Below are 24246 nucleotides of genomic sequence, written 5' to 3'. Positions count from 1 at the left end.
ATACGAAAATAAGGCGGTGATGTCACTTGCATATTATTGTGGTCGGGCTCAACTATCGTACGGCTCCTGTCGAAATCAGGGAGAATTTCGCAATCGCGGACAGCGATCTGCTCCGTGCGGTCGAAGCCCTCAAGGCGACCCCAAGCATACTGGAATGTGTCATCGTCGCGACCTGCAACCGGACGGAGCTGTATGCGGTCGTTGACCGGCATCATCTGTGCGGCCACCATATCCGCACGTTCATGGAGCAGTGGTTCCGCCTCCCGCGGCAGGAATTCACCAGCCATCTATATATGTACGAGGACGATCGGGCTATCGAGCATCTGTTCCGGGTGGCGAGCGGCTTGGATTCCATGGTCATAGGGGAGACGCAGATCCTTGGCCAAGTGCGGAATGCTTTCCTGCTCGCCCAGCAGCAGCGCGCGACAGGCACGATCTTCAACATGCTCTTCAAGCAAGCCGTGACTCTTGCCAAGAACGCCCATACCGAGACGTCGATCGGAGAGTCGGCGGTATCGGTCAGCTATGCGGCCGTCGAGCTCGGCAAGCGGATCTTCGGCCAGTTCAACCGCAAGACGGTCATGATCATCGGAGCCGGCAAGATGAGCGAGCTTACGGCCAAGCACTTGTATGCGAACGGAGCCGACCAGGTGCTCGTCGTCAACCGGACGTTCGAGCGCGCGGCCGAGCTGGCGGAGAAATTCAGCGGCATTCCCTGCTCCATGGAAGAAGCGGAGCGGAGGCTGCATGAGGCCGACATCATCATCAGCTCGACCGGAGCACAGGGCTATGTGCTCAGCCGCGAGCAAGTGGCGGCCGCCATGCAGCGCAGGAGAGCCCGTCCGCTGTTCATGATCGACATCGCGGTTCCTCGCGACCTCGATCCCGCGATCGCTTCCGTCGAGAACGTATTCCTGTACGACATCGACGATCTGGAAGGCATCGTGGAGTCGAACATGGAGCACCGCCGCCAGGAGGCGGAGAAGATCGGAGTCATGATCGCCGCCGGCCTGCAGGAATTCCATCAGTGGTACCGCACGCTCGGCGTCGTGCCGCTGATCCGCTCCCTTCAGGAGAAGGCCGAGGACATTCATAGCCAGACGATGGACAGCCTCTCCAAGAAGCTGCCCGGACTGGACGAGCAGCAGCTGAAGGTCATCCATAAGCTGACCAAGAGCATGCTGAACCAGATGGTGCAAAATCCGATTCACAGCATTAAGGAGCTTGCGGGCGATAAGAAAGCGGATGAGGCGATGGAGCTGTTCGCCAAGCTGTTTGCCCTGGAGGACGGCGCGCCGTCCAAGACCGTCAAGAGCCAAGCGGCGAGGACAGCGGAAACGTCCCGTCAAGGCTCGGAAGAAGCCAAGCCGTCCAAGGGCGCCTTTGCAGCGGTCATGCGCTAGGCTGCCAGGATTATCGCCCTCGTCTCCAAGGTCAGGAGGGCGCCATGGTCACCATTTACGACACGATTTTGTATTTATACGCCCTGAGCCTTCTGTTCTACTTCTCCGATTTCGTCGACGCGAACCGGAGAGCGAAGCGGATGGGCGCAGGGCTGCTTGTGTTCGTATGGGTTCTGCAGACTGGATACGTGCTGTACCGGATCTGGTCCCATCTGGACATGACGCTGTTTTCCCGATTCGAATACTGGCTTGCCGTTTCATGGCTCCTGCTGACGACATCGCTCGTCATCAGCCGTTTTTTCCGAATCGAATTCATCGTCTTTCTCGTCAACATCATCGGTTTCGGCGTGCTGGCGCTCAACCTGTTCAGCGGACCTTCCCGCGGAATTCCGCTGCCGGACTGGAAGCTGGCCAACGAACTGCTCATTCTACATATCAGCCTCGTGCTGTGCTCCTTCGCGGCGCTGGCCATTTCGAGCGTGTTCTCGGCCATGTACCTGTTTCTGCACGGTAGGCTCAAGTCGCGGAAATGGAATCGGACGACGGCGCGGCTGCCGAGCCTGGAGCAAGCCGATCGGTTTGCCTATCGTCTCGTCATGATCGGCGTTCCGCTGCTCGCCCTTTCCTTGTCGGTCGCTGTCGCTCTCGTCATCGTCGAGAACAGGTTCCACTATTTGCTCGATTGGAAGGTTATCACCTCCTTCGCGGTCCTCATTTTGTACAGCTTTTATTTGATCCAGAAAAAGATTCTACGCAAAACCGCGCTGGAGACGGCGCGCTGGAACGTGTTCTGCTTCGCTTTTCTCGTGCTGAACACGATGATCAGTCCTGCATCGGATTTTCACCGCTGAGGTCAAGGCGGCTTGGAGGAGGAGATGGCGATGCCGGGATATCCGGTCGTGCTGCGGCTGGAGGGAAAAAGCTGCCTGATCGTCGGAGGCGGAGCCGCTGCCGAACGAAAGGCGGCCGGATTGCTTGACGGCGGCGCGGACAGGCTTGTCGTCGTCAGCCCGGCGGTCACGGCGGGCATCCGGGCGTGGGCCGGACAGGGGCGGCTGAAGCATTTGGAGCGGGTTTACCGGCCGGGAGACGCCGCAGGCATGTTTCTCGTCGTGGCGGCCACGGGCGCAGTCGAAGTCGACAGCGCGGTCATGGAGGATGCCGGTGCGGCGGGCGCATTGTTCAATCATGCCTCAAGCGGGCAATCAGGCGATTTCATGACAGCTGGCGCGGTAAGGCGGGGCGGGCTGCTGCTGGCCGTCACGACGGGAGGCGGCTCGCCTGCCTTGTCTTCGGTCATCCGGGAGGAACTTGAAGATTTATATAAGGAGCCGTATGCGGAGGCTGTAAGGCAGCATGCGGCTCTGAGGCGAAGGCTGCTGGCCGAGGAGCCGAATCCGGGCAAGCGAAGGCGGCTGCTCCGCAGCGAGGCGGAGCGTCTGGCAAGCCGGGCGGCTGCCGCAAGCAGGGGACTAGAGGATCATGCCCGATTCGGGGCGGAAGGAGAAGGGGATATTGAAAACAGATGAGAACGGCCGCAGAGTCATTGTCGTCGGCACGCGCCAGAGCGCGCTCGCGCTGACGCAGACCGGACAGGTCATAGAGGAGCTGCAGCGTCTTGCGGACGAGCATGGCTTGGATTACGGCTTCGAAATCCACAAGATCGTCACGAAAGGCGACCGCATCCTGGATGTGACCCTGTCCAAGGTAGGCGGCAAGGGCTTGTTCGTCAAGGAAATCGAGCAGGCTCTTCTCGACGGCGAGATCGATATGGCTGTGCACAGCATGAAGGACATGCCGTCCGAGCTGCCACCGGGATTGATCAACGGAGCGGTGCCGCGCCGCGTCGATCCTCGGGATTGCGTCATCACCCGCGGCGGCATTCCTCTGGAGAAGCTCCCGATCGGCGCCGCCGTCGGAACGAGCAGCCTCAGGCGGGCCAGCCAGCTGAAGGCTTACCGGCCCGACCTGGATATCCGCTCGATACGCGGCAATATCGACTCCCGGATCCGCAAGCTGGAGACGGAAGGACTGGATGCGATCGTGCTCGCCGCTGCCGGCTTGAAGCGCATGGGCTGGGAGGACCGCATCACCGAAGCGGTCTCCGAGGATGTCTGCCTGCCTGCCGTCGGCCAGGGGGCGCTTGGCATCGAATGCAGGGAGGACGATGCCGCTGTCCGCGCTTTGCTGGATCTGCTCAACGACTCCGATACGGAACGCACCGTAGCGGCAGAAAGGACTTTCCTCGGCGCGCTCAACGGAGGCTGCCAGATTCCTATCGGAGCCCATGCGGTCATCCTCTCCCGCGACGGCGGCGGGCTCGTCCTGGAGCTGACCGGGATGGTAGGCTCTCCGGACGGGGAGACGATCCTGAAGGAAATGCGGGTCGGACGCGATCCGGAAGCACTGGGGCTTGAAGTCGCCCAGGCGCTGAGAGAGATGGGCGCGGACGAGATTTTGGCGGAAATTGGGGGATAACATGTCGAAGGGGATCGTGTATCTTGTCGGCGCCGGGCCGGGAGACCCGAAGCTGATTACGGTGCGCGGCATGGAGGTGCTCTCGCGGAGCGATGCCGTCGTCTACGACCGGCTGGCCAGCCCGCGCCTGCTGCGCGGACTGAGGCCGGGGGCTGAGCGCATCTATGTCGGCAAGCGGCCGGACCGCCATACGATGAAGCAGGAGGAGATCAACCGGCTGCTGGTCGATTTGGCCTTGCAGGGCAAGACCGTCACTCGTCTCAAAGGAGGCGATCCGACCATTTTCGGACGGGTCGGCGAGGAAGCCGGCTTGCTGGCCGAGCACGGCATTCCATTCGAGATCGTGCCTGGAATCACGTCGGCGATCGCCGTGCCGGCTTATGCCGGCATTCCCGTGACGCACCGGGACCATGCGTCGTCGCTCTCGATCGTCACGGGCCATGAGAGCCCGGACAAGCTGGACCGCTCCATCTATTGGGACAAGGTGACCAATGCGACGGGCACGCTGATCTTTCTGATGGGTGTCGCCAAGATCGGGTATATCAGCGAGCAGCTGATGAAGCACGGACGCGCGGCCGACACCCCGGTAGCCCTCGTCCGCTGGGGCACGAGGCCCGAGCAGCAGACGCTGACGGGCACGCTCGCGGACATCGAGGCGAAGGTCAGGGAGGCCGGCTTCGAGCCGCCGGCGGTCATCGTCGTCGGCGATGTCGTCAAGCAGCGGCAGACGCTGCGCTGGTACGACTTGAAGCCGCTATTCGGCACGCGAGCGCTCGTGACGCGCTCGCGCAGCCAGGCCAGCGAGCTGGCCGATCTCATCGAGGAGCTTGGCGGCGAGCCGTGCGAGTTCCCCGTCATCGAGATCGTGCCGGCGCGCGGAGAAAGCGATGCGAGAGCGTTCCGCGCCGCTCTGGACGAGGCGGAAAGCTATGACTGGCTGTTTTTCACCAGCGTCAATGGCGTCGAGCATTTCTTCCGCGGGCTGGCCGAGCTCGGAGGCGATATCCGCCGCTTCCACCGGGCGCGCATCGCCGCGGTCGGGCCGAAGACCGGCGATGCGCTCCGCTCGCGCGGGCTTCAGCATGAAGCGCTGCCGAGCGGCTACCAGGCGGAGGGGATGCTGGACCATCTCGACGAGGCGCTAAAGCCGGGCCAGCGGGCGCTGTTTCTGCGCGGCGATCTGGCGCGAGGAACGCTGCCGCGGGATCTTGCCGCGCGCTCCATCTCCGTGGACGCCGTCACGCTCTACGAGACGATCGTGCCTCGGGATCAGGATGAGCAGGCGCTCGAACAGCTGCGCGAAGGCGCTGTCCATGTCGTCACCTTCACAAGCTCCTCGACCGTGACGAATCTGCTCGAAGTGCTCAGGCGCTTCGGGGAATCCGATCCGGTCGGCTTGCTCCGCGGCTGCGAAATCGCCTGCATCGGTCCCGTTACGGCCCGTACGGCAGAGGAAGCGGGGCTTGCGCCTACGATCATTCCCGAGGAAGCGACGATCTCGTCGCTGGCCGAGGCGATCGCAAGGCGGATGGCCGAGCTTCGGGACGCCGCGCAGGGCTGACAAGCAGCGGCCGGCTTGCGAGACGCCACGCAAGGGTCGGCAATAGCGGGCGGCCTTCGGGCGGCTTGCAGCGCTGACAAGCAGCCAGCGGCTATGGGAGACTTCACGCTGGGCCGGCAACGGCCGGCGGCTTCCTGCTGGCCCGCAAGCAGTCCGGCCGCTCTATGGCATCGACAAGTCGGATCAGGGAGGGCGCCGAGTGCTCCTTCCCCTGTTTTGCATACGAACACAAGGAGGAATTCTCATGAGTTACCCGATCGTCCGGCATCGCCGGCTTCGCCGCACGGCGGCGATGCGCTCCATGGTCCGCGAAACGATTTTGACGGCCAGCGATTTCATTTACCCGATCTACGTCATCCACGGTACCGGCATCAAGCAGGAGATCTCCTCCATGCCGGGCGTATACCGCTTCTCGCTCGATCTGCTGCAGCAGGAAATCCGCGAGATCGTCTCGCTCGGCATTCCTTCCATCATGCTGTTCGGGCTTCCGGACCACAAGGATCCGGTCGGATCTTCCGCCTACGACGCCAACGGCATCGTGCAGCAGGCGACAAGGCTGATCAAGGAATGGGCTCCGGGCCTGATCGTCATGGCGGATACTTGCCTGTGCCAGTTCACGGACCACGGACACTGCGGCATCGTGCACCAGAACGAGCGGACCGGAGAAGCCGAGGTCGACAACGATCCTTCGCTGGAGCTGCTCGTGCGCACGGCGGTATCCCAGGCGGAGGCGGGAGCGGACGTCATCGCTCCTTCCAACATGATGGACGGCTTCGTCGGCGCGATCCGCGCCGGTCTGGATGAGGCCGGCTACAGCGGCATCCCGATTCTGTCCTACTCGGTCAAGTACGCCTCCGCTTATTACGGACCGTTCCGCGAGGCGGCCAATTCCGCTCCGCAGTACGGAGACCGCAAGTCGTACCAGATGGATCCGGCCAACTTCCGCGAGGCTCTCCGCGAAGCTGACAGCGACGTCGCGGAAGGCGCGGACATGCTCATGGTCAAGCCGGCGCTCGCCTACCTCGACGTCGTGCGCGCGCTCAAGGAGAACTTCGACCTTCCGCTCGTTGCCTACAACGTCAGCGGCGAGTACGCGATGGTGAAGGCAGCGGCAGCCAACGGCTGGGTCGATGAGCGCAAGATCGTGCTGGAGACGCTGCTCGGCATGAAGCGCGCCGGAGCGGACATGATCATCACCTATCACGCCAAGGACGCAGCCCTTTGGCTGCAGGAGGTGCAGAACTGATGGCGGACAACGTTCACGGCAGAAAAGCGGACGGCAGGTCCAGCGCGGCCTTCGAGGAAGCGAAGCGCTATATTCCGGGCGGCGTCAACAGCCCGGTGCGCGCCTTCAAATCGGTCGGCCTTACGCCGGCTTACATGGAGCGCGGCGAAGGGGCGATCGTGTACGATATCGACGGCAACTCCTATATCGACTATGTCGGGTCCTGGGGCCCGCTCATCATGGGCCACGCCCATCCCGCAGTCATCGAGGCGGTCAAGTACGCCGCCGAGCGCGGCACGAGCTTCGGCGCCCCGACGCTGATCGAGACGGAGATGGCGAAGCTCGTCTGTCAGCGCGTGCCGTCCTGCGACATCGTGCGCATGGTCAACTCCGGAACGGAAGCGACGATGAGCGCCCTTCGCCTTGCTCGCGGCTACACCGGAAGGAGCAAGATCCTCAAGTTCGAGGGCTCCTATCACGGCCATGCCGACAGCCTGCTCATCAAAGCCGGCTCAGGCGTCGCTACGCTCGGCCTTCCCGACAGCCCCGGAGTGCCGGAGACGGTGGCGTCCCAGACGATTACCGTTCCGTACAACGACCTTGAATCGGTCAAGCTGGCATTCGAGAAGTTCGGCGAGGAGATCGCCTGCATCATCGTGGAGCCGGTAGCCGGCAACATGGGCGTCGTTCCGCCGTTGCCCGGGTTCCTGCAAGGGCTGCGCGACGTCACGGCCAAATACGGCAGCCTGCTCATTTTCGACGAGGTCATGACCGGCTTCCGCGTCCATTACAACTGCGCGCAAGGCCTGTTCGGCGTCACCCCCGACTTGACCTGCCTCGGCAAAGTCATCGGCGGCGGCCTTCCCGTCGGCGCCTACGGCGGACGCCGCGACATCATGGAGCGCATGGCTCCGGCCGGTCCGATCTACCAGGCAGGCACGCTGTCCGGCAATCCGCTTGCCATGGCGGCCGGGTACACGACTCTTAGCCTGCTGACGCCGGAAATCTATCAGCAGCTGGAGAAGATGTCGGTGCGGCTGCAGGCGGGCTTCGAGGACAATGCGCGCGAGACCGGCGTACCGGTGACGATCAACCGCGTCGGATCCATGGTCTGTCCTTTCTTCAACGAGAGCCACGTCATCAACTTCGAGAGTGCGCAGCAGAGCGATCTGGGCCGATTCCGCGCCTACTTCGCGAATCTGCTTGAGCTCGGCGTAAGCGTCGCGCCTTCGCAGTTCGAAGGCATGTTCGTCTCGGCAGCCCATACGGCGGAGCTGATCGACGAGACGATCGCCGCGAACCGGGAAGCTCTCCGGCGCTTGTAGGAGAGGATTCCGGCATGGAGCTGATGATGGAATCTGCTTATCGCCGCGGAGAATGGCTGTATGTGCCTCTCTCCCCGGACGGAGATGCCGGAGAGCTGAGAGCCGGAAGCCACGCGCATGAGACGCGCCTGCAGCTTCTGGCTCTTGGCCTTTGGCCGGCCAAATGGATCAATTCCCTCTTCTCCACCGGAGGCATCGGCTGGACGCCGGACGGCGAGCTGCGCCTGAGGGCGTTTCCCGCCGCAGCGGCTGCCGATCCGCTGCAGCGGCGTGCCGCGGCCGTCCTTGCGGCATCCGGCGGCGCATATGCGCCGGACTGGCCGGAAGTGCTGCACGAGGACGATTGGTGCCTCGTCTTGAACAAGCCGGCCGGCCTGCCGGTCCACGGCAGCGGAGAAGCGCAGCGTCCAGCGGGAGGCAGGACTTCCCATGCCGACGCAGCGGGCAAGACGGCCGCCAGCCCGGCCACGCTGGACGAAGCTGCCGCCTGCCGCTGCCTGGCGGCGGGGGACCCGCTTCCGGCAAGGCATATCCACCGCATCGACGACGATACGAGCGGCCCGGTGCTGTATGCGAAAAACGATCTGGCCCAGCAGGTGCTCGATGCGGCGATGCGGGAGAAGGCAATCGGCCGCGAGTATTGGGCTGCCGTACACGGCGTGCCGAATCCGCCTGAGGGCAAGATCGACCAGCCGATCGGCAAGGACCGGCATCATCCGTCGCGGAGAAGAGTATCGCCGGGCGGAGACAGGGCGGTCACGTTCTACAAGGTTCTGGAATCCTGGCGCTCGGCGGCTCTCGTTCGGCTTGCGCTCGACACCGGAAGGACGCATCAGATTCGCGTTCATATGAGCCATATCGGCCACCCGCTGCTTGGAGACGGCCTGTACGGCGGGGCGTCGCCGCTGCTCGGCCGTCAAGCCCTGCACGGAAGGCTGCTTCGCTTCCGTCATCCATGGACCGGCTCCGAGATGGAGATCGAGGCCGCCCTTCCCGCCGATATGGAGCGTCTGCTGACACGGCTTCGCGCCGGAAAGCCTTAAGCGGCAGGAAGGGATCTCGGTGCCGGGCATTCGGCCTGCCCTCCAGGTCCGTTCCGGAGGGCATCGTCCCGTTGGCCGGCTTGAGGCCGACCCGGATTAGGAACCGCCGCCCTGCATCGTTTTGAGCGATGCAGGGCGGTTTTTTTTCATGGCTTTTACAAAACGCATGGAAACGAAGCCGCCCGGCTTCGCCTCCAACTCGGAATCAAGCGATGCAGGCTGGTTTCTGTTCCAGCGCCATATAGAGCGATACAGGTCTGTTTTTTTTCTCGCCGGACATGAAGCGGAGGAAACATGTTTCTGCACCGGGAGAAACAGATCTCGATCCAGCCTTTTCCGGCCCTTTATGCCGGTTTTCCCGGCGAATGCGCGCGGAAGCCGGCCTTGCCGGCGGCAGCCGCCAAGCAGGTACAGCCTGCTCCCGTCGCCGAGTCCCTTTCCCAAGTAGTCATGCTATGGGACTCCCTGCCATATAGATGGTATGGAGCAAGGCATATGCCCAAGCAATAGCTAGGGAAGGGAGGCTTAAGCGTGAGCGAACTAACACAAGGACTGCGGTTCGACGTGTATGAACGCGTCCATCTGCCCGAGGAAGTTCCCGCTATCGACGAGCTGGAGGAAATCGAACTCGTTCCCCGCATCCAAGTCGTTCAGCAGGGAGAACAAGCCATACTGCGAGGCCAGCTGCTGCTGAGCGGAGTGTACCGCACGGCGGACCGTTCGGCGTCGGCGCAGTCGATGGAGCATCGGATACCGGTCGAGATTACGCTTCCGATGAACCGCATCGAGAGGCTGGACGACATCTCCGTGGAGATCGACAACTTCGACGTCGACCTCCTGTCGGCGCGTACGCTGAACATTACCGGCGTGCTGTCGTTGTCCGGCATCCGGGTGGAATCCTCCTCCGAGGAGGAGGGGGAGTGGAAGGAAGAGCCTTATACGGTCGTGCATCGCCAGGAAGCGCAGCCGACGGGCGATATTTCTCCGGTCCGATATCTGGAGCTGGACGAAGAGGAAGACGGGCCGCAGGGAAAAGCGGGAGGAGAAAGGGAATTCGATCAGGCGGCTCCTTATCGGGACGCGGAGGCGGTTGCCGGCCAGAGCTACGATCCGGTCGAGGAGGCGCAGAACGAGCCGTACGCCTATGCGGCCGGCTGGACGCAGCTCGGCTCGGCGAGCGGGGCTCGCGAGGAGCAGGAAAACGCCTCCTTCCAGCAGGAGGAGAGTTCCTCCAGGCAGGATGCCGAGGCGGAGAACGAAGCTCTCGCGGACAGCGGAGAAAGCTCCAGCCCGTTCCGCGCGCCGATTCCGCCTGCTTCGGAGATTCCCCAGGTCCAGCGCGAAGAGCGGCAATCGGCTTTTTCGGCGCTCCGGAACATAGCCGGGGAAATCATTCCGGCAGAGCCGGAAGCGGCGGCTGTTCCGCAGGAGGAAGATCCCGCCGCTGTCCTGTACGGCCGCCCGGCTGCCGAACTGCCGGCGCTCGAAGAGGCCGATTCGGAGCCTCAGCGCGCCGAGGCGGAAGCGGCCGGGGGCGGAGAGTCCGCGTCCGCCTTCGCCGCGGAGCCGTTCGAGAGGCATGAGCCGCTGCAGGAGCAGGAGAAGCAGGAGCTGCGGATCGCGTTCGGCAGCAAGCGCTCGGCTTCGATCGAGGAACCCGGGCAGGAGCTTGCCTCTTCGCTGATCGGCTCCAGCCGGAGGGAGCGGGAGCAGCGGCAGGCGGCCGAGCGCAGCCGGCAATCCCAGGAATCCCAGCCGGCGGCGCCTGCGGAAGAGGTGGAGTGGCAGTCGCTGTTTCTCGGCAGGGTCAGCGAAGAGAAGCCGTTCCGCAAAGTGCGGATCTGCATCGTGCAGCGGGAAGAGACGCTGGATCTGATCGCCGACCGCTATCATCTTCAAGCCCGCGAGCTCGCTCTCTACAACCGCCTTGCCGATCAGGGCGTCGCAGAAGGCCAGGTTCTCTACATCCCTTGAGCCGGAGCGTCCCGAATCAATCCCGGCTCCGTCCATGGCTTACCATACCGCGCCTTTCCCCGCTTTGCGGGGGGATGGCGCCTTTTTTGGCTTCGGCTGCCGTTCCAGCCCGATCCCGCATGGGTCCGATATGGCCGCCCTCGGCAAGGCTGCTGCCTAACCAAGTTGACTCCAGCGTTCAAGAACGCTAAAATGAAGCTACCTATTTTTTTGAAGTTTGAATAGCCGACGTTGAAGGGGAAGAGCATTCGCCTCGCCTACAGAGAGCAGACCGCAAGCGCTGGAAGGTCTGCAGGCAAGGAGCGGATGCGGGTCGCCCCGGAGTTGCTCCGGTCATGCTGCGTCCGCAGCGGAAGCCGGAGCCGGCCGCAGCCGATATCCTGCGCCAAAGTGCCGCAAGGAAGCTTTCTTGCGGAACAAAGGTGGTACCGCGGAAGCCTGAAGTCTTTCGTCCTTTGCGAAGAGGATGAAAGGCTTTTTTTGTCGAAAAAAAAGGCGTTCGCCTCCCATCGGGCTCCGGCATCAGGCCGGAGGATGATGTCCGCTCTCTTCCGCGCAGGCCGGCCAGCCGAGGCGTTGTCCAAAAGAAGGCCATAAAAACGACTTTCATTGATAAGGGTGAATCCAAAATGTCAGAGACTCAGCAGCACACGACGGAAATGCCGACGACCTACGATCCGAAGACGGCGGAGCAGAAAGGAACCGAGTTCTGGGAAAAGGGCGGTTTTTTCCAAGCCGGCCGCAAGCCTGATGCGAAGCCTTACACGATCGTCATCCCGCCTCCCAATGTAACGGGAATGCTCCATATCGGGCACGCGCTCGATTTCACGCTGCAGGACATCATGATCCGCACGAAGCGCATGCAGGGATACGACGCCCTGTGGCTGCCGGGAATGGACCATGCCGGCATCGCGACGCAGACCGTAGTAGAGAAGAAGATTCGCGAGCAAGGCATTACGCGCCACGATCTGGGCCGCGAGAAATTCCTGGAGCAGGTATGGGAGTGGAAGGACACGTATGCGGACACGATCCGCAGCCAGTGGAGCAAAATGGGCCTTTCCCTGGACTACTCCCGCGAGCGCTTCACGCTGGACGAAGGGTTTTCCAAAGCCGTTCGCGAGGTGTTCGTCCGCCTGTACGAGAAAGGGCTGATCTATCGCGGCGCGAAAATCATCAATTGGGATCCGGCAGCGCGCACGGCCTTGTCCGACATCGAGGTGGAGTACAAGGAAGTGAACGGACACCTGTACCACCTGAAATATCCGCTTGCGGACGGAACCGGCCACGTGATAGTCGCGACGACCCGTCCCGAGACGATGCTCGGCGACACGGCTGTAGCGGTGCATCCGAAGGATGAGCGCTATGCCGCTCTCGTCGGCAAGATGCTCGTGCTTCCTGTTACCGGCCGCGAGATTCCGATCATCGCAGACGAATATGTCGAGAAGGATTTCGGCTCCGGAGCGGTCAAGATTACGCCTGCCCATGATCCGAACGACTTTGAAGTCGGCGAGCGCCACAGCCTGCCGAAGATCATCGTCATGGACGAGAGCGGCGTCATGAACGCCGAGGCCGGACCTTACCGGGGCCTCGACCGCGCCGAAGCTCGCAAGAAGCTCGTCGCGGACCTTCAGGAGAGCGGCGTTCTCGTCCGCATCGAGGACCATGTGCATCAAGTCGGGCATAGCGAGCGCAGCGGCGCCGTTGTCGAGCCTTACTTGTCCACGCAGTGGTTCGTGGCGATGAAGCCGCTCGCCGAGCGCGCGATCGAAGCCCAGAAGTCCGGCGAAGGCGTGAACTTCGTGCCGGACCGCTTCGAGAAGACCTACCTGAACTGGATCGAGAACGTCCGCGACTGGTGCATCTCCCGTCAGCTGTGGTGGGGCCATCGCATTCCGGCCTGGTACTGCGACTCCTGCGGCAAGCTGCATGTCGCCCGCGAGGATCTCGAGGCCTGCCCGGACTGCGGGCATGGAGAGCTGCGCCGGGACGAGGATGTGCTCGACACCTGGTTCAGCTCCGCTCTTTGGCCGTTCTCCACGCTCGGCTGGCCGGACGAGGACAGCGCCGATTTCAAGCGCCATTATCCGAACGACCTGCTTGTCACCGGCTACGACATCATCTATTTCTGGGTAGCCCGCATGATTTTCACGGCGCTGGAATTCACGGACCGCATTCCGTTCAAGGACGTGCTTATGCACGGCCTGGTGCGCGACGCGGACGGCAAGAAGATGTCGAAGTCGCTCGGCAACGGCGTCGATCCGCTGGACATCATCGAGCAGTACGGCGCGGACGCGATGCGCTTCATGCTGTCCACCGGCAGCACGCCGGGGCAGGATTTGCGGTTCCGGCTGGAGAAAGTAGAGCAAGCGAGAAACTTCGCCAACAAGATCTGGAATGCTTCCCGCTTCGCCTTGATGAATCTGGAAGGTTTCAATTATGATGATATCGATATAACTGTTCCGCTCGGCACAGCCGACCGCTGGATCCTGCATCGTCTGAACGAGACTTCACGCGATGTGACGAGACTGATCGACGCCTATGACTTCGGCGAAACAGGCCGCCTGCTGTACAATTTCATCTGGGACGATCTGTGCGACTGGTACATCGAGGTCGCCAAGCTGAATCTGTACGGTCAGGATGCCGACGCCAAAAAGGCGACGCAATCCGTGCTCGCCTACGTGCTGGACCGGACGCAGCGCCTGATCCATCCGTTCATGCCGTTCATCAGCGAGGAAATCTGGCAGCATCTGCCGCATGAAGGCGAGTCCATCACGACGGCCGCCTGGCCGGCCTATGATGCTGCGCTGGAAGCGCCGGAGGCCGTGCGCGAGATGGAGCTGCTCATGAGCACGATCCGCTCCGTGCGCAACATCCGCGCCGAAGTGAACGTGCCGATGAGCAAGAAGATCGAGCTGCAGATCAAGCCTTCCGGCAGCTTCGAAGCCGGCATCCTGAGCGGCAACGAAGAGCTGCTGCGCCGCTTCTGCGGCACTTCCTCCCTGGCAGTCGACATGGGGCTGTCCGCGCCGGACAAGGCGATGGCCGCCATTGTGACGGGGGCGGAACTGTACTTGCCGCTCGCGGGGCTCATCGACATCGAGCAGGAGATCGCGAGGCTGACGAAGGAAGCCGCCGTTCTCCGCTCCGAAGTGGAGCGCGTGGACAAAAAGCTTTCGAACGAAGGCTTCACGGCCAAGGCTCCGGCCAAAGTCATCGAGGAAGAAAAGGCCAAAAGGGCCGATTACGAGTCCAAGCTGGAGAAGGTGCTGACGCGGATCGAGGAGCTGCGGAGCTGACCGGAGCTGCGATTGTCCTTGGAGGACGGGGGAGCCCGGCGAGGGCGTCCGCGCCGTTCGCCGGCGCAAGTCAAACATAAAAGGAAGCGAAACGATATGGACAACCAGGAAACGCATCGACAGGCCGGAGGCCTGCTGGAATCGTACGAGGAAGCGCGGGGTTGGATCGAAGGCCTCATCGGCTTCGGCATCCGTCCGGGCCTGGATCGGATGAAGCTGATGATGGAGCGTCTCGGACATCCCGAGCGCCGGCTCCGCTTCATCCATGTGGCGGGAACGAACGGCAAAGGCTCCGTCTGCGCCTACCTGACCGAGGCGCTGACGCGCGGAGGCTACGACACGGGGACGTTCACGTCGCCGTATATCACCAAGTTCACCAACCGCTTCCGCTACAACGGCCAAGACATCGAGGAGGAGACGCTGCTGCGGCTGGCCAACGAGCTGAAGCCGCTCGTGGATGAGATCGCGGCTACCGAGCACGGCTCCCCGACGATGTTCGAGGTATCCACGGCGCTGGCGATCCTCTACTTTGCCAAGGTGACCTACCCCGATTACGTCGTCTGGGAAACCGGCCTTGGAGGCCGGCTGGACGTGACGAATATCGTGACGCCGGTCATCTCGGTCATCACGAACGTCGGTCATGACCATATGGACGTGCTGGGCAGCTCCATAACGGAAATCGCTTCGGAGAAAGCCGGCATCATCAAGCCCGGCGTCCCGGTCGTAAGCACCGTCGAGGATCCGGAGGCGCTGGCGGTCATCCGCGCGGCGGCAAAGCGCAGCAAGAGCACGCTGTACCAGCTCGGCGAGCAGTTCTCCATCGAAGCGCTGGAGGTGTCGGAGGCGGAGCAGAGCTTCGCGTTCCAGGGCCCGTTCCGCTCCGTGAGTCCGCTGACGGTGACGCTTGGCGGCGCCCATCAGCGCACCAATGCCGCTGCCGCGGTCATGGCGCTCGAGGTGCTGCGCCAGTACTATGCCTTGCTGGTCGACGACGAGCAGCTCCGCGCCGGCCTCAAGGAGGCCGGTTGGCCCGGCCGCCTCGAGATGGTGAGGAGCGAGCCGCGGCTGCTGCTTGACGGCGCGCACAATCCCGAAGGAGCGGAGTCGCTGGCGGCAGCGCTCAAGGATGTCTTCAAGTACCGCAAGCTCCATCTCATGATGGGAATGCTGGAGAACAAGAATCATCGGGATGTGCTGCGGCATATACTCCCTATAGTGGATACCTTTGTCATTACGGAGCCCGCTTTCCGCAAGGCGATGCCTGCCCCTGCTCTTGCCGAGCTTGCGCGTTCGGAAGCGGCGGAGCTCGGGGTTTCGCCGGAAATCGTCGTCGAGCCCGATTGGACCGCTGCGCTGCGGCGCCTGGAAGAGGCGGCAGGTCCGGAGGATCTGTCCGTCGCAACCGGCACTCTCTATTTAATCGCCGATGTCCGCACCCGGGTGCTTGGGCTACCGGATTCTGAAAAAGGTTGGTGACCGTCATGACGACTACAGCAGAGCACGTACATTTTATCGGAATCGGCGGCTACGGCATGAGCGCGATCGCACGCGTCATGCTGGAGATGGGATACAAGGTGACGGGATCCGACGTTGCGCGGGCGGAGCTGGCGGAAAAGCTGGCGTCCAAGGGTGCAAGCATCTATATCGGGCATGACGCGGGCAACGTCAAGGGAGCCGATCTGGTCGTCTACAGCACGGCGCTGTCCAAGGACAACGTGGAGCGGCGCGCGGCGGAGGAGCTGAAGATCCCGGTGCTCCACCGCTCCCAGATGCTGGCCAGGCTCATGAATGCGGGCAAGGGGGTCGCCGTCGCCGGCGCGCACGGCAAAACGACGACCTCCTCGATGATCGCTCTCGTCATGGAGAGCTGCGGAGCGGATCCGACCTACATCATCGGCGGCGAGATCGTCAATGTCGGCACGAACGCCAAAGCAGGCAAAGGCGAATACGTCGTAGCGGAAGCCGACGAGAGCGACGGCTCCTTCCTGCATTACCATCCGGCGATCGCGGTCGTGACCAACATCGAGCCGGATCATCTGGAGAACTACGACGGCGATTTCGCCAACCTGAAGAAGGCCTACGTCCAGTTTCTCTCCCAGGTCACTCCCGACGGAAGGGCAGTCGTATGCCTCGACGATCCGATCGTCCGCGAGCTGCTGCCGCAGGCGGCAGGCTCCCTGCCGTCCGAGCGCATCCTGACCTTCGGCATCGACGAGGAAGCGGAATTCCGCGCATCGGACATCGTGCTCGGCGATCGCAAGGTGGCGTTCAAGCTATCCCGTTCCGGCAAGGAGCTCGGCGTCGTGCAGCTGTCCGTTCCTGGACGCCATAACGTATACAACGCGATGGCGACGCTGATCACATGCATGGAAGCCGGCATTCCGTTCGGCGCGGCAGCCGCCGCGATCAAGGAATTCATCGGCGCCAAGCGCCGCTTCCAGGTGCTCGGCGACGTGAACGGCATCCTCGTCATCGACGACTACGCGCATCATCCGACGGAGATCCAGGCGACGATCAGCGCCGCCAAGGCGACCGGCAAGCGAATCGTGGCCGTGTTCCAGCCGCAGCGCTACACGCGCACCTTCTTCCTGCTGGAGCAGTTCAGCCGGGCTTTCGCCGAAGCCGACGAGGTGATCATCACCGACATCTACTCCCCGGCCGGCGAGCAGCAGATCGAAGGCATCAGCTCGCAGCGGCTCGTGGAGATGATCGTGGAGAACTGCAATGCCAATACACGCTATCTTCCGACCAAGGAAGAGGTGCAGGCCGAGCTGTCGAAGCAGGCCGCGCCCGGCGATCTCATCATCACGATGGGAGCCGGAGATATCTGGAAGGCTGCCGACGGCCTCGCGCGCGAGCTGCGGGAGCGGCACGGGCAATAACAACGGAACTGGTAGCAGAAGGAAGAACCTTCGAAACGGCCTGATGCAGGCTTTTTCGGAGGTTTTTTTATTGGCCGGGATCCAGCTCTCGCAGACATGCCAGTCCTCTCTCCTTTCCATCTGCTGCGGCATCTGCTTCTCGATTCCATCCTGCCTATCAATCTCTTTATCTCTTTCTTCCAAAACGAGGAATAACTCTATCGTTCGGACATAGATTAGAGTAAGAACCCGGCATGGCAGGAGGAATGGAACATGACGAAATCGCGGATGACCTATCGTCCGGACGGTCAAGGGAAGCTGGTGCAGCATCAACGCAAATCGCCACCGGCTGCAGGGAGCGGTCACGGCGCCGCCGGAGCGGAGGCTCCGGACAAGGCGCAAGCGCTGGCCCAAGGGCATAGGCAGCGGAAAGATCGAGAGCTTGGGCAAGGCCAAGCGACTTCGCAGGAGCAGGCAATCGGGCAAAGCCAGACGCAAGCAAAAGAGCAGCTGGAAGCGATAGGGAATATGAAAGCTGGAAGCCCATTGCAAGCAAAAGGCCAATTGCAGGCAAGAGAGCAAATGAATGCAAGAGAGCCGATGCAGTCGAGAGAGCCGTTGCAGTCAAGAGAGCAGCTGAAAGCAAAAGGGCAGACGAAAGCGAAGGAAAAACCGTTCCGGCATGGGGGAGCGCGCCAGGCGGGCATGCGCAAGCAGGCTTCACTGCCGGCGGACTGGAGTCCGGAGCCTGCGGAGTCTCTTTCATCCATGGAATTCACAGCCGAATACAAAGCATGGAATAGCCCTTTTCAGGATGACATCGATACGTTGGAAAGCCTCATCCGCAAGGAGGACGGGCGTCCGGCCGGAAGGCAGCGGCCGGCTGCCGCCGCACCGGCAGCGGACATGCTCCCCGAAGCCCCGTCACTCCCAACGGATGGCTTCCCTGAAGGCCCGGCTCTCTCCACGAACGGGCTCCTCGAAGGCCGAGCTGTCCGGCCCGGGGAGCGCCGCAGCCCCTCGCTCCCCGATCCGGGCATTCTCTCGGAATGGCCGCAATGGCCGGATGCGGAGCGTGTGTCCGCGGCAGGGACGGAGCTTTTCGAAGGCCCCGTCATCGACTTGGATGAAATTCGCGCTGCAAGGAAGCTTAAATCCGTCCCCGCTCGTCGTATAGAAAGCGGAAGCGCGGGCGGCAGCCGCAGAGGGCCGTCCTGGCCGGCGGTCCTGCTGTCGGTCGCCGGCGCGATAGCGACCGGAGCGCTCTTCGGCTACATCGCCCTGGCACTCTTCGCAGGCGGCAGCGTTCTCCCCGCCAAAGACGGCGGAGCCGCCGGAAACACGGCTGCGGAGCCGGCGTCCGCTCCTGCGGCATCGCCTCCGGCCAGCGGCGCCGGCTCTCCCGCCGTCAACAAGGAATCATCCGCCGGCGGGGCTTCGGCTGCTGCCGGCATGGCGGCGGACATTCAGGCGGATTGGCCGCAGACGGCCTTCAGCCTGCTGCAGTACGGCGTCTTCTCGGCCAAGGACAGCGCCGCCGCGGCGGCATCCGAGCTGAAGGCCGGCGGACTCGGCTCTGCCTCGGCAAAGGCGGACGGCGGCTATCGCGTATATGCCGGCATCTCCTCGAAGCGCAGCGGAGCGGAAGTTCTCGCCGCCGCCATCTCCGGCACGGAGGTATACATCAAGGAAGTCTCGCTCCCTGCAGCCGGCAAGTTTCCTTTCGCCGGTTCCAAAAAGGATGCCAAGGCGTTTGGACCCGCGACATCGGGGCTGATCGTCCAGCTGGCCGACATGACGATGGCATTTGCGGGTCAGGCGAAGCCTGGCGCTGCGGACAAGGAAGCCATGGCGGAATGGGACAAGCAGCTGGCCGCGTGGCGGCTGGCCTATGCCGCCTTCCGTCCCGGGGTGCAGGGCAAGGAGGCGGCGGCCGCGGCCGATAGCCTGGAGTCGGCAGTCGATCTGGCTGCAAAAGAGCTGGATGCCTATAATGCGGCTCCCGCGAAGGCGCGTTTGTGGACGGTGCAGAGCCGGTCGATGGATGTCTTTTTCGGACAGCGCACGTTGATCGAAACCTTGCAGCCGTAAGGGGAGACAGGTTCTTTACATTGTAAAGAACGGAGGCGATCGCGTATAATGAGGCCAGGTGTCAATCATTGGCGAGAGGCGTTGAACCATGAAGAAAAATGGCTGGACGCTTCTCTTCTTTATCGTGCTTGGACTTGTCGCAGGAGCGCTTGCGAACCGCTGGCTGAAGGATGTGCCGGGGGTTTCGGCGCTGACGCGCTCCACGGATATCCGCTGGTCTCCCGCCGCCGATCTGGGCGTCCTCAGCTACAGTCTGGACGTCACCATCCAATTCAGCCTGATCAGCGTCCTTGTGCTCGTGCTTGCGCTGTGGCTGTACCGCCGCCTCTGACCGGGCGTTGCGGACCGTTATCGAAGAGGAGCATTATCGAACATGAACGATGTCGTCATACCCGACCGGCTCGTGCTGGCCTCGGCTTCCCCGCGGCGCCGGGAGCTGGTCGCTGTCCTTGGACTTGAGCTTCCTGTCCGCCTGCTTCCTACCGGGGCGGATGAATCCGTCGCCGGGACGCTCTCTCCAGGAGAGATCGTCCTTGAGCTCAGCCGGCGCAAGGCCGAGGCCGCTGCCGGCACGCTTCGCGGCGAGAAATCCGCAGGAGCGTCCGCAGGGAACGATCTCGTGCTCGGCGCCGATACGATCGTCGTGCTGGACGGGGCGGTGCTGGGCAAGCCCGCGGACCGCGAGGATGCCGTGTCTGCCCTGATGGCGCTGAGCGGCCGCACCCATGAAGTCTATACCGGCGTCACCCTGCTTGCCTGCCCGGGAGATCATGCCGTCAGCCGCTGGCAGCGTACGCTGGTCACGATGAAGCCGTTCGGCATCGAGAGCGCCCGCCGTTATGCGGCTACGGGAGAACCGCTCGACAAGGCCGGCTCCTACGGCATTCAAGGGCTGGGCGGCGTGCTGGTGGAGAAGATCGAAGGCTGTTATACCAATGTCGTCGGCTTGCCGCTGCCGCTGCTTGCGGACATGCTGGCCGAATACGGCATATACGTCATTTAATTCTGCTGCTCCCGTCCTGCGCGCTGCGCCAGGACGGGGGCTTGAAGGCGGTCGGGTCCAATGCCGGTTCCATCGAAAAGGTTAAGCTTGCGCGAGCTTCCAAGCGAAGAACGTCCGAGAGAGCGCATGATCAAGTACGGAGCGGAAGCGCTCAGCCATGCGGAGCTGCTGGCGATCCTTCTGCGGACGGGGACGGCGTCGGAGACGGCGGTGCATCTCGCCTCGCGGATTCTAGCCCAGAGCGGCAGCCTGCGCGGACTGGTGGACATGGGCACGACGGAGCTGACGCGGATCAAAGGCATCGGACCGGCCAAGGCGCTGCAGATCCGGGCCGGCATCGAGCTCGGCCGGCGGCTGTCCCAGAGCCGGCGCGGGGAGGCTGCCGTCGTTCGGAGGCCTCAGGACGCGGCGGACTATCTCATGGAAGACTTGCGCTATCATAAGGTAGAGCATTTCGTCTGCCTCTTTCTCAATACCAAAAATCATATCATCGCCCGCGAGACCATATCGGTAGGAACGCTGAACGCGTCTCTTGTCCATCCTCGTGAAGTATTCCGCTCAGCGATCCGGCACGGCGCGGCATCGATCGTATGCGCCCACAACCATCCCAGCGGGGATCCGTCTCCGAGTCCGGAGGATGCGGCGCTCACGCGGAGGCTTGCAGAAGCCGGAGAACTGGTCGGAATCGACGTGCTGGATCATATTGTCATCGGCGATGGAGTCTTCATTAGTTTGAAGGAACAAGGCCTCTTGTAATATAATGAATAGGATTGCCGCATTTCAGAAGGGAGTTTGACCATGTTCGGAGGCTCTAAGGATTTAGGGATTGACCTGGGTACCGCCAATACGCTCGTGTATGTCAAAGGAAAAGGAATCGCTGTCAGGGAGCCGTCTGTGGTGGCCTTGCGTACGGATACAAAAACGATTGAAGCTGTCGGCGAGCATGCCAAGAAAATGATCGGCCGCACGCCCGGAAACATCCGCGCTGTCCGTCCGATGAAGGATGGCGTCATCGCGGATTTCGAGACGACAGCCACCATGATCAAATATTTCATTCGCCAGGCGCAGAAGCAGCGCGCCTTGTTCCCGCGCCACCCCAACGTCATGATATGCGTGCCTTCGGGAATCACTTCCGTCGAGAAGCGCGCCGTCGAAGACGCGGCCAAGCAAGCAGGAGCTCGCGAGGCGTTCACGATCGAGGAGCCGTTCGCGGCGGCGATCGGAGCCGATCTGCCCGTATGGGAGCCGACCGGCAGCATGGTCGTCGATATCGGCGGCGGCACGACGGAAGTCGCGGTCATCTCGCTCGGTGGCATCGTGACGAGCCGTTCGGTCCGCATCGCCGGAGACGAGATGGATGAAGCCGTCATCCAGTACATCAAGCGGCTGTACAACCTGATGATCGGCGAGCGCACGGCCGAGCAGCTGAAGATGGAGATCGGCACCGCGATGGCGCTGGAGCAGTCGGAGACGATGGAGATCCGCGGCCGCGACCTCGTGACGGGGCTGCCCAAGACGCTGTCCATCACTTCCGACGAGATTACGGAAGCTCTCGCCGATACGATCGCGGCGATCATCGACGCCGTGAAGATCACGCTCGAGAAATGCCCGCCGGAGCTGTCCGCGGACATCATGGACCGCGGGATCGTGCTTACCGGCGGCGGAGCGCTGCTTCGCAACCTGGACAAGCTGCTCTCCCGCGAGACCGGCATGCCGGTCATCGTAGCCGAGAATCCCCTTGACTGCGTAGCGATCGGCACCGGCCGCTCGCTCGACAACTTGCATTTATTCAAAAACAGAGGCGGCTCCAGGTCCAAGCGTTAAGTCGCAGGAGGAGCGGATGAATGAGACGGGCGGGTGAACGGTTTGTTTAAGCATTTGCGGAACAGGCGGCTCTTCGTTCTCATGATCAGCTTCATTCTTTTCATCGCGGTCATCGGCGTGTCGATCAGCAACCGCTCGGGACTGACCGCGCCGGAGAAGTTCCTTCGGGATACGACCGGATTCGTGCAGCAATGGTTCTACAAGCCCGCTGGCTATATGGCGGGCTTCTTCCAGGATATCGGGAACTTGCGCTCGGTGTATGACGAGAATGAGCAGCTGCGCATGACGACAGCCGCTTACGCGAGGGACAAGGTGAAATTCAATGCGATGGAGCAGGAGAATCAGCGTCTGCACAAGCTTCTGAATTTTACCAAAGCCCAGGAGGAAATCAACGACTACAAATTCCTGTTCGCCCAGGTCATCGCGGTCAGTCCGGATCCTTACAACCAGACGCTGACGATCAACCTCGGCTCCAAGAACGGGGTCAAGGAAAAGATGGCCGTCATCACCGACGAGGGCATGGTCGGCATCATCAGCAAAGTGTCCGAGGTCACCTCCACGATCATGCCGCTGCATGAGCTGAACGATCAGGCGCCGGGAATATCGGCGACGGCGCTCGGCAAGCAGCAGCAGTCGTTCGGCATCGTCAGCAGCTACAACAAGGAGACGCAGATGCTTCAGATGACGAAGATCGCGGCGGACGACCCCATGACCAAGGGCGATACGATCCTGACCTCCGGACTGAACAATGTCTATCCGGAGGGGCTGGTCATCGGGACCGTAGAGTCCATTCAGGACAGCGATTTCGGCCTGACCAAGACGGCCAGCATCAAGCTGGCTGCCGATTTCGACCATCTGAACGAGGTGCTTGTCGTCCAGAAGCCAGAGGCGATCCAATGAGGATGCAAGGCATCGTAGGCTTGACCTTCCTTGCATTCGTCGTGCAGTCGACGATCATGCCGTGGATCATTCCGGGAGAGTTCGCCGGACGCATCATTCCTCATTTCACGCTCGCCGTCGTGCTCTTCGCGGCCATGTACCACAGCCGGCACTCCGCGCTGCTGCTCGGAGCGGGCTTCGGGCTGCTGCAGGATGTCGTCTTCCGAGGGCATCTGCTCGGCCTGCATGCCTATGCGATGGCTCTCATCGGCTACCTGTTCGGGCTGCTGCTCGAGAGGCGCCGCAGCACGATGATGATGGCTCTTGTCATCGTCGCGTTCGGCACGCTCTTATATGAACTAGCTCTTTATTTTGTCTACAAGGTGTTCCAGTTCACGCAGGAGTCCCTGTCCTGGGCGCTGGTCGACCATATTCTTCCCAGCCTGTTCCTGCAGCTGGCATTCGCGCTGGCGGCGTACATCCCGCTGCGGCGATGGTTCCAGAACCTGGCCATGAACCGGTACAGCAAGAAAGAGCCTGAATGAAGCCATGCATGAAGGAAGCAGGAAACCGCCTTCCGCAAGCCGAATTGAGTACGTCAAGGAGGGACGGATGTGACCGACAAACAGCGTATCACGATTAAGGGAGTCAAGGACGGTCTCATCTTCCTCTTTGACGATCAGTGCGAGCTTTCGGAATTGATGGAAGAGCTCCAGTTCAAGCTGGAGAAATCCCACCAGCAGCTGCTTTCCGGGCCGCTGGTGCATGTGCATGTGAGGCTTGGCGCGCGCAGCCTGGAGGAGGAGGACAAGGAGAGGATCCGTTCCTTGATCCGCCAGAAGGGGAACCTGCTTGTCCAGTCGATTGAATCCGAAGCCGCCGCCGAAGAAGGCGACGCGGCCGGAATGCAGGCGTTCAAGCTTATGACGGGAATGATCCGTTCCGGGCAGACAGTGGAGCATGACGGAAGCCTGCTGCTGCTCGGCGACGTGAACCCCGGCGGCACGGTCCGCTGCACCGGGGATATATATGTGCTCGGCGCTCTTCGCGGGATGGCCCATGCGGGCTGCGAGGGACGTGAAGAAGCCATTATCGCCGCATCGCTGCTGCGGCCGACGCAGCTGCGCATTGGGGATGTCATCAGCCGTCCTCCCGAGGAGTGGATGTCGGGAGACGCCTCCATGGAGTATGCCTACCTGGAGGACGGGCGGATGCAGATCGACAAGATGAACCAGCTCGCGCGGATGCGCAAGGAGACGATGCTGTTCAAAGGGGTGTAAAGG

Annotated in this window: 20 protein-coding genes; all 20 read left to right on the top strand. The window is 62.3% G+C overall.

Annotated elements, in window-relative coordinates; genetic code table 11:
- The first annotated feature begins 26 nt into the window (after positions 1-26).
- The 20 genes from hemA to CIC07_RS17535 all read left to right on the top strand — a co-directional run bounded on the left by hemA (position 27) and on the right by CIC07_RS17535 (position 24243).
- Positions 27-1403, top strand: coding sequence for a glutamyl-tRNA reductase (gene hemA, locus CIC07_RS17630; RefSeq protein WP_076354271.1), 1377 nt, complete (start codon positions 27-29; stop codon positions 1401-1403).
- 44 nt (positions 1404-1447) lie between these two features.
- Positions 1448-2254 (top strand): cytochrome c biogenesis protein CcsA, encoded by an 807-nt coding sequence (ccsA, locus tag CIC07_RS17625; RefSeq protein WP_076354273.1) that lies wholly within the window; start codon positions 1448-1450, stop codon positions 2252-2254.
- Positions 2255-2284: 30 nt separating this feature from the next.
- Positions 2285-2932 (top strand): precorrin-2 dehydrogenase/sirohydrochlorin ferrochelatase family protein, encoded by a 648-nt coding sequence (locus CIC07_RS17620; protein WP_076354275.1) that lies wholly within the window; start codon positions 2285-2287, stop codon positions 2930-2932.
- Positions 2886-3881: a hydroxymethylbilane synthase gene (hemC, locus tag CIC07_RS17615; RefSeq protein ID WP_076354277.1), complete on the top strand. Its 996-nt coding sequence runs from the start codon at positions 2886-2888 to the stop codon at positions 3879-3881. Before CIC07_RS17620 ends, hemC begins: the two co-directional genes overlap by 47 nt.
- Position 3882: 1 nt before the next feature.
- Entirely contained in the window at positions 3883-5442 is a 1560-nt protein-coding gene (gene cobA / locus CIC07_RS17610; RefSeq protein ID WP_076354279.1) for a uroporphyrinogen-III C-methyltransferase, read from the top strand.
- Positions 5443-5686: 244 nt separating this feature from the next.
- Positions 5687-6688, top strand: coding sequence for a porphobilinogen synthase (hemB, locus tag CIC07_RS17605; RefSeq protein WP_076354281.1), 1002 nt, complete (start codon positions 5687-5689; stop codon positions 6686-6688).
- A complete protein-coding gene (hemL, locus tag CIC07_RS17600) occupies positions 6688-7992 on the top strand; it encodes a glutamate-1-semialdehyde 2,1-aminomutase (protein WP_076354283.1) in 1305 nt (434 codons plus the stop codon). The genes hemB and hemL overlap by 1 nt, the downstream gene beginning before the upstream one ends.
- Before the next feature lie 14 nt (positions 7993-8006).
- Complete coding sequence (locus tag CIC07_RS17595; RefSeq protein WP_234992872.1) at positions 8007-9035, top strand: RluA family pseudouridine synthase; 1029 nt, start codon at positions 8007-8009, stop codon at positions 9033-9035.
- A 531-nt stretch (positions 9036-9566) separates the two neighbouring features.
- Positions 9567-11009 carry a LysM peptidoglycan-binding domain-containing protein gene (locus CIC07_RS17590; RefSeq protein ID WP_076354287.1) on the top strand — a complete coding sequence of 481 codons (1443 nt, stop codon included), beginning with the start codon at positions 9567-9569 and terminating at the stop codon, positions 11007-11009.
- Between the two features lie 629 nt (positions 11010-11638).
- A complete protein-coding gene (locus CIC07_RS17585) occupies positions 11639-14305 on the top strand; it encodes a valine--tRNA ligase (RefSeq protein ID WP_076354291.1) in 2667 nt (888 codons plus the stop codon).
- Between the two features lie 96 nt (positions 14306-14401).
- A complete protein-coding gene (locus tag CIC07_RS17580; RefSeq protein WP_076354293.1) occupies positions 14402-15781 on the top strand; it encodes a bifunctional folylpolyglutamate synthase/dihydrofolate synthase in 1380 nt (459 codons plus the stop codon).
- Between the two features lie 5 nt (positions 15782-15786).
- Positions 15787-17187: a UDP-N-acetylmuramate--L-alanine ligase gene (gene murC / locus CIC07_RS17575; RefSeq protein WP_076354295.1), complete on the top strand. Its 1401-nt coding sequence runs from the start codon at positions 15787-15789 to the stop codon at positions 17185-17187.
- A gap of 252 nt (positions 17188-17439) precedes the next feature.
- On the top strand, positions 17440-19257 hold the full coding sequence (locus tag CIC07_RS17570; RefSeq protein WP_076354297.1) for a hypothetical protein: 1818 nt from the start codon (positions 17440-17442) through the stop codon (positions 19255-19257).
- A gap of 88 nt (positions 19258-19345) precedes the next feature.
- Positions 19346-19588 carry a DUF4321 domain-containing protein gene (locus CIC07_RS17565; protein ID WP_076354299.1) on the top strand — a complete coding sequence of 81 codons (243 nt, stop codon included), beginning with the start codon at positions 19346-19348 and terminating at the stop codon, positions 19586-19588.
- Positions 19589-19630: 42 nt separating this feature from the next.
- Positions 19631-20260: a Maf family protein gene (locus tag CIC07_RS17560; protein ID WP_076354301.1), complete on the top strand. Its 630-nt coding sequence runs from the start codon at positions 19631-19633 to the stop codon at positions 20258-20260.
- Positions 20261-20320: 60 nt separating this feature from the next.
- Complete coding sequence (radC, locus tag CIC07_RS17555) at positions 20321-21016, top strand: RadC family protein (protein WP_076354302.1); 696 nt, start codon at positions 20321-20323, stop codon at positions 21014-21016.
- Positions 21017-21058: 42 nt separating this feature from the next.
- A complete protein-coding gene (locus CIC07_RS17550; RefSeq protein ID WP_048744776.1) occupies positions 21059-22084 on the top strand; it encodes a rod shape-determining protein in 1026 nt (341 codons plus the stop codon).
- Positions 22085-22165: 81 nt separating this feature from the next.
- The gene (gene mreC, locus CIC07_RS17545) at positions 22166-22984 is read left to right on the top strand and encodes a rod shape-determining protein MreC (protein ID WP_076356808.1); all 819 of its coding nucleotides are present in this window, start codon (positions 22166-22168) and stop codon (positions 22982-22984) included.
- Positions 22981-23508, top strand: coding sequence for a rod shape-determining protein MreD (gene mreD, locus CIC07_RS17540; RefSeq protein ID WP_076354304.1), 528 nt, complete (start codon positions 22981-22983; stop codon positions 23506-23508). The genes mreC and mreD overlap by 4 nt, the downstream gene beginning before the upstream one ends.
- Before the next feature lie 69 nt (positions 23509-23577).
- Positions 23578-24243, top strand: a complete 666-nt coding sequence (locus CIC07_RS17535) for a septum site-determining protein MinC (protein ID WP_076354305.1) — start codon at positions 23578-23580, stop codon at positions 24241-24243.
- Positions 24244-24246: the final 3 nt, after the last annotated feature.

The sequence above is a fragment of the Paenibacillus sp. RUD330 genome (genome assembly GCF_002243345.2).
In the GTDB taxonomy this organism is placed as follows: domain Bacteria; phylum Bacillota; class Bacilli; order Paenibacillales; family Paenibacillaceae; genus Paenibacillus_O.
The sequence above is the reverse complement of the archived record's forward strand: the minus strand, read 5'-3'. Positions and strand labels throughout refer to the sequence as shown.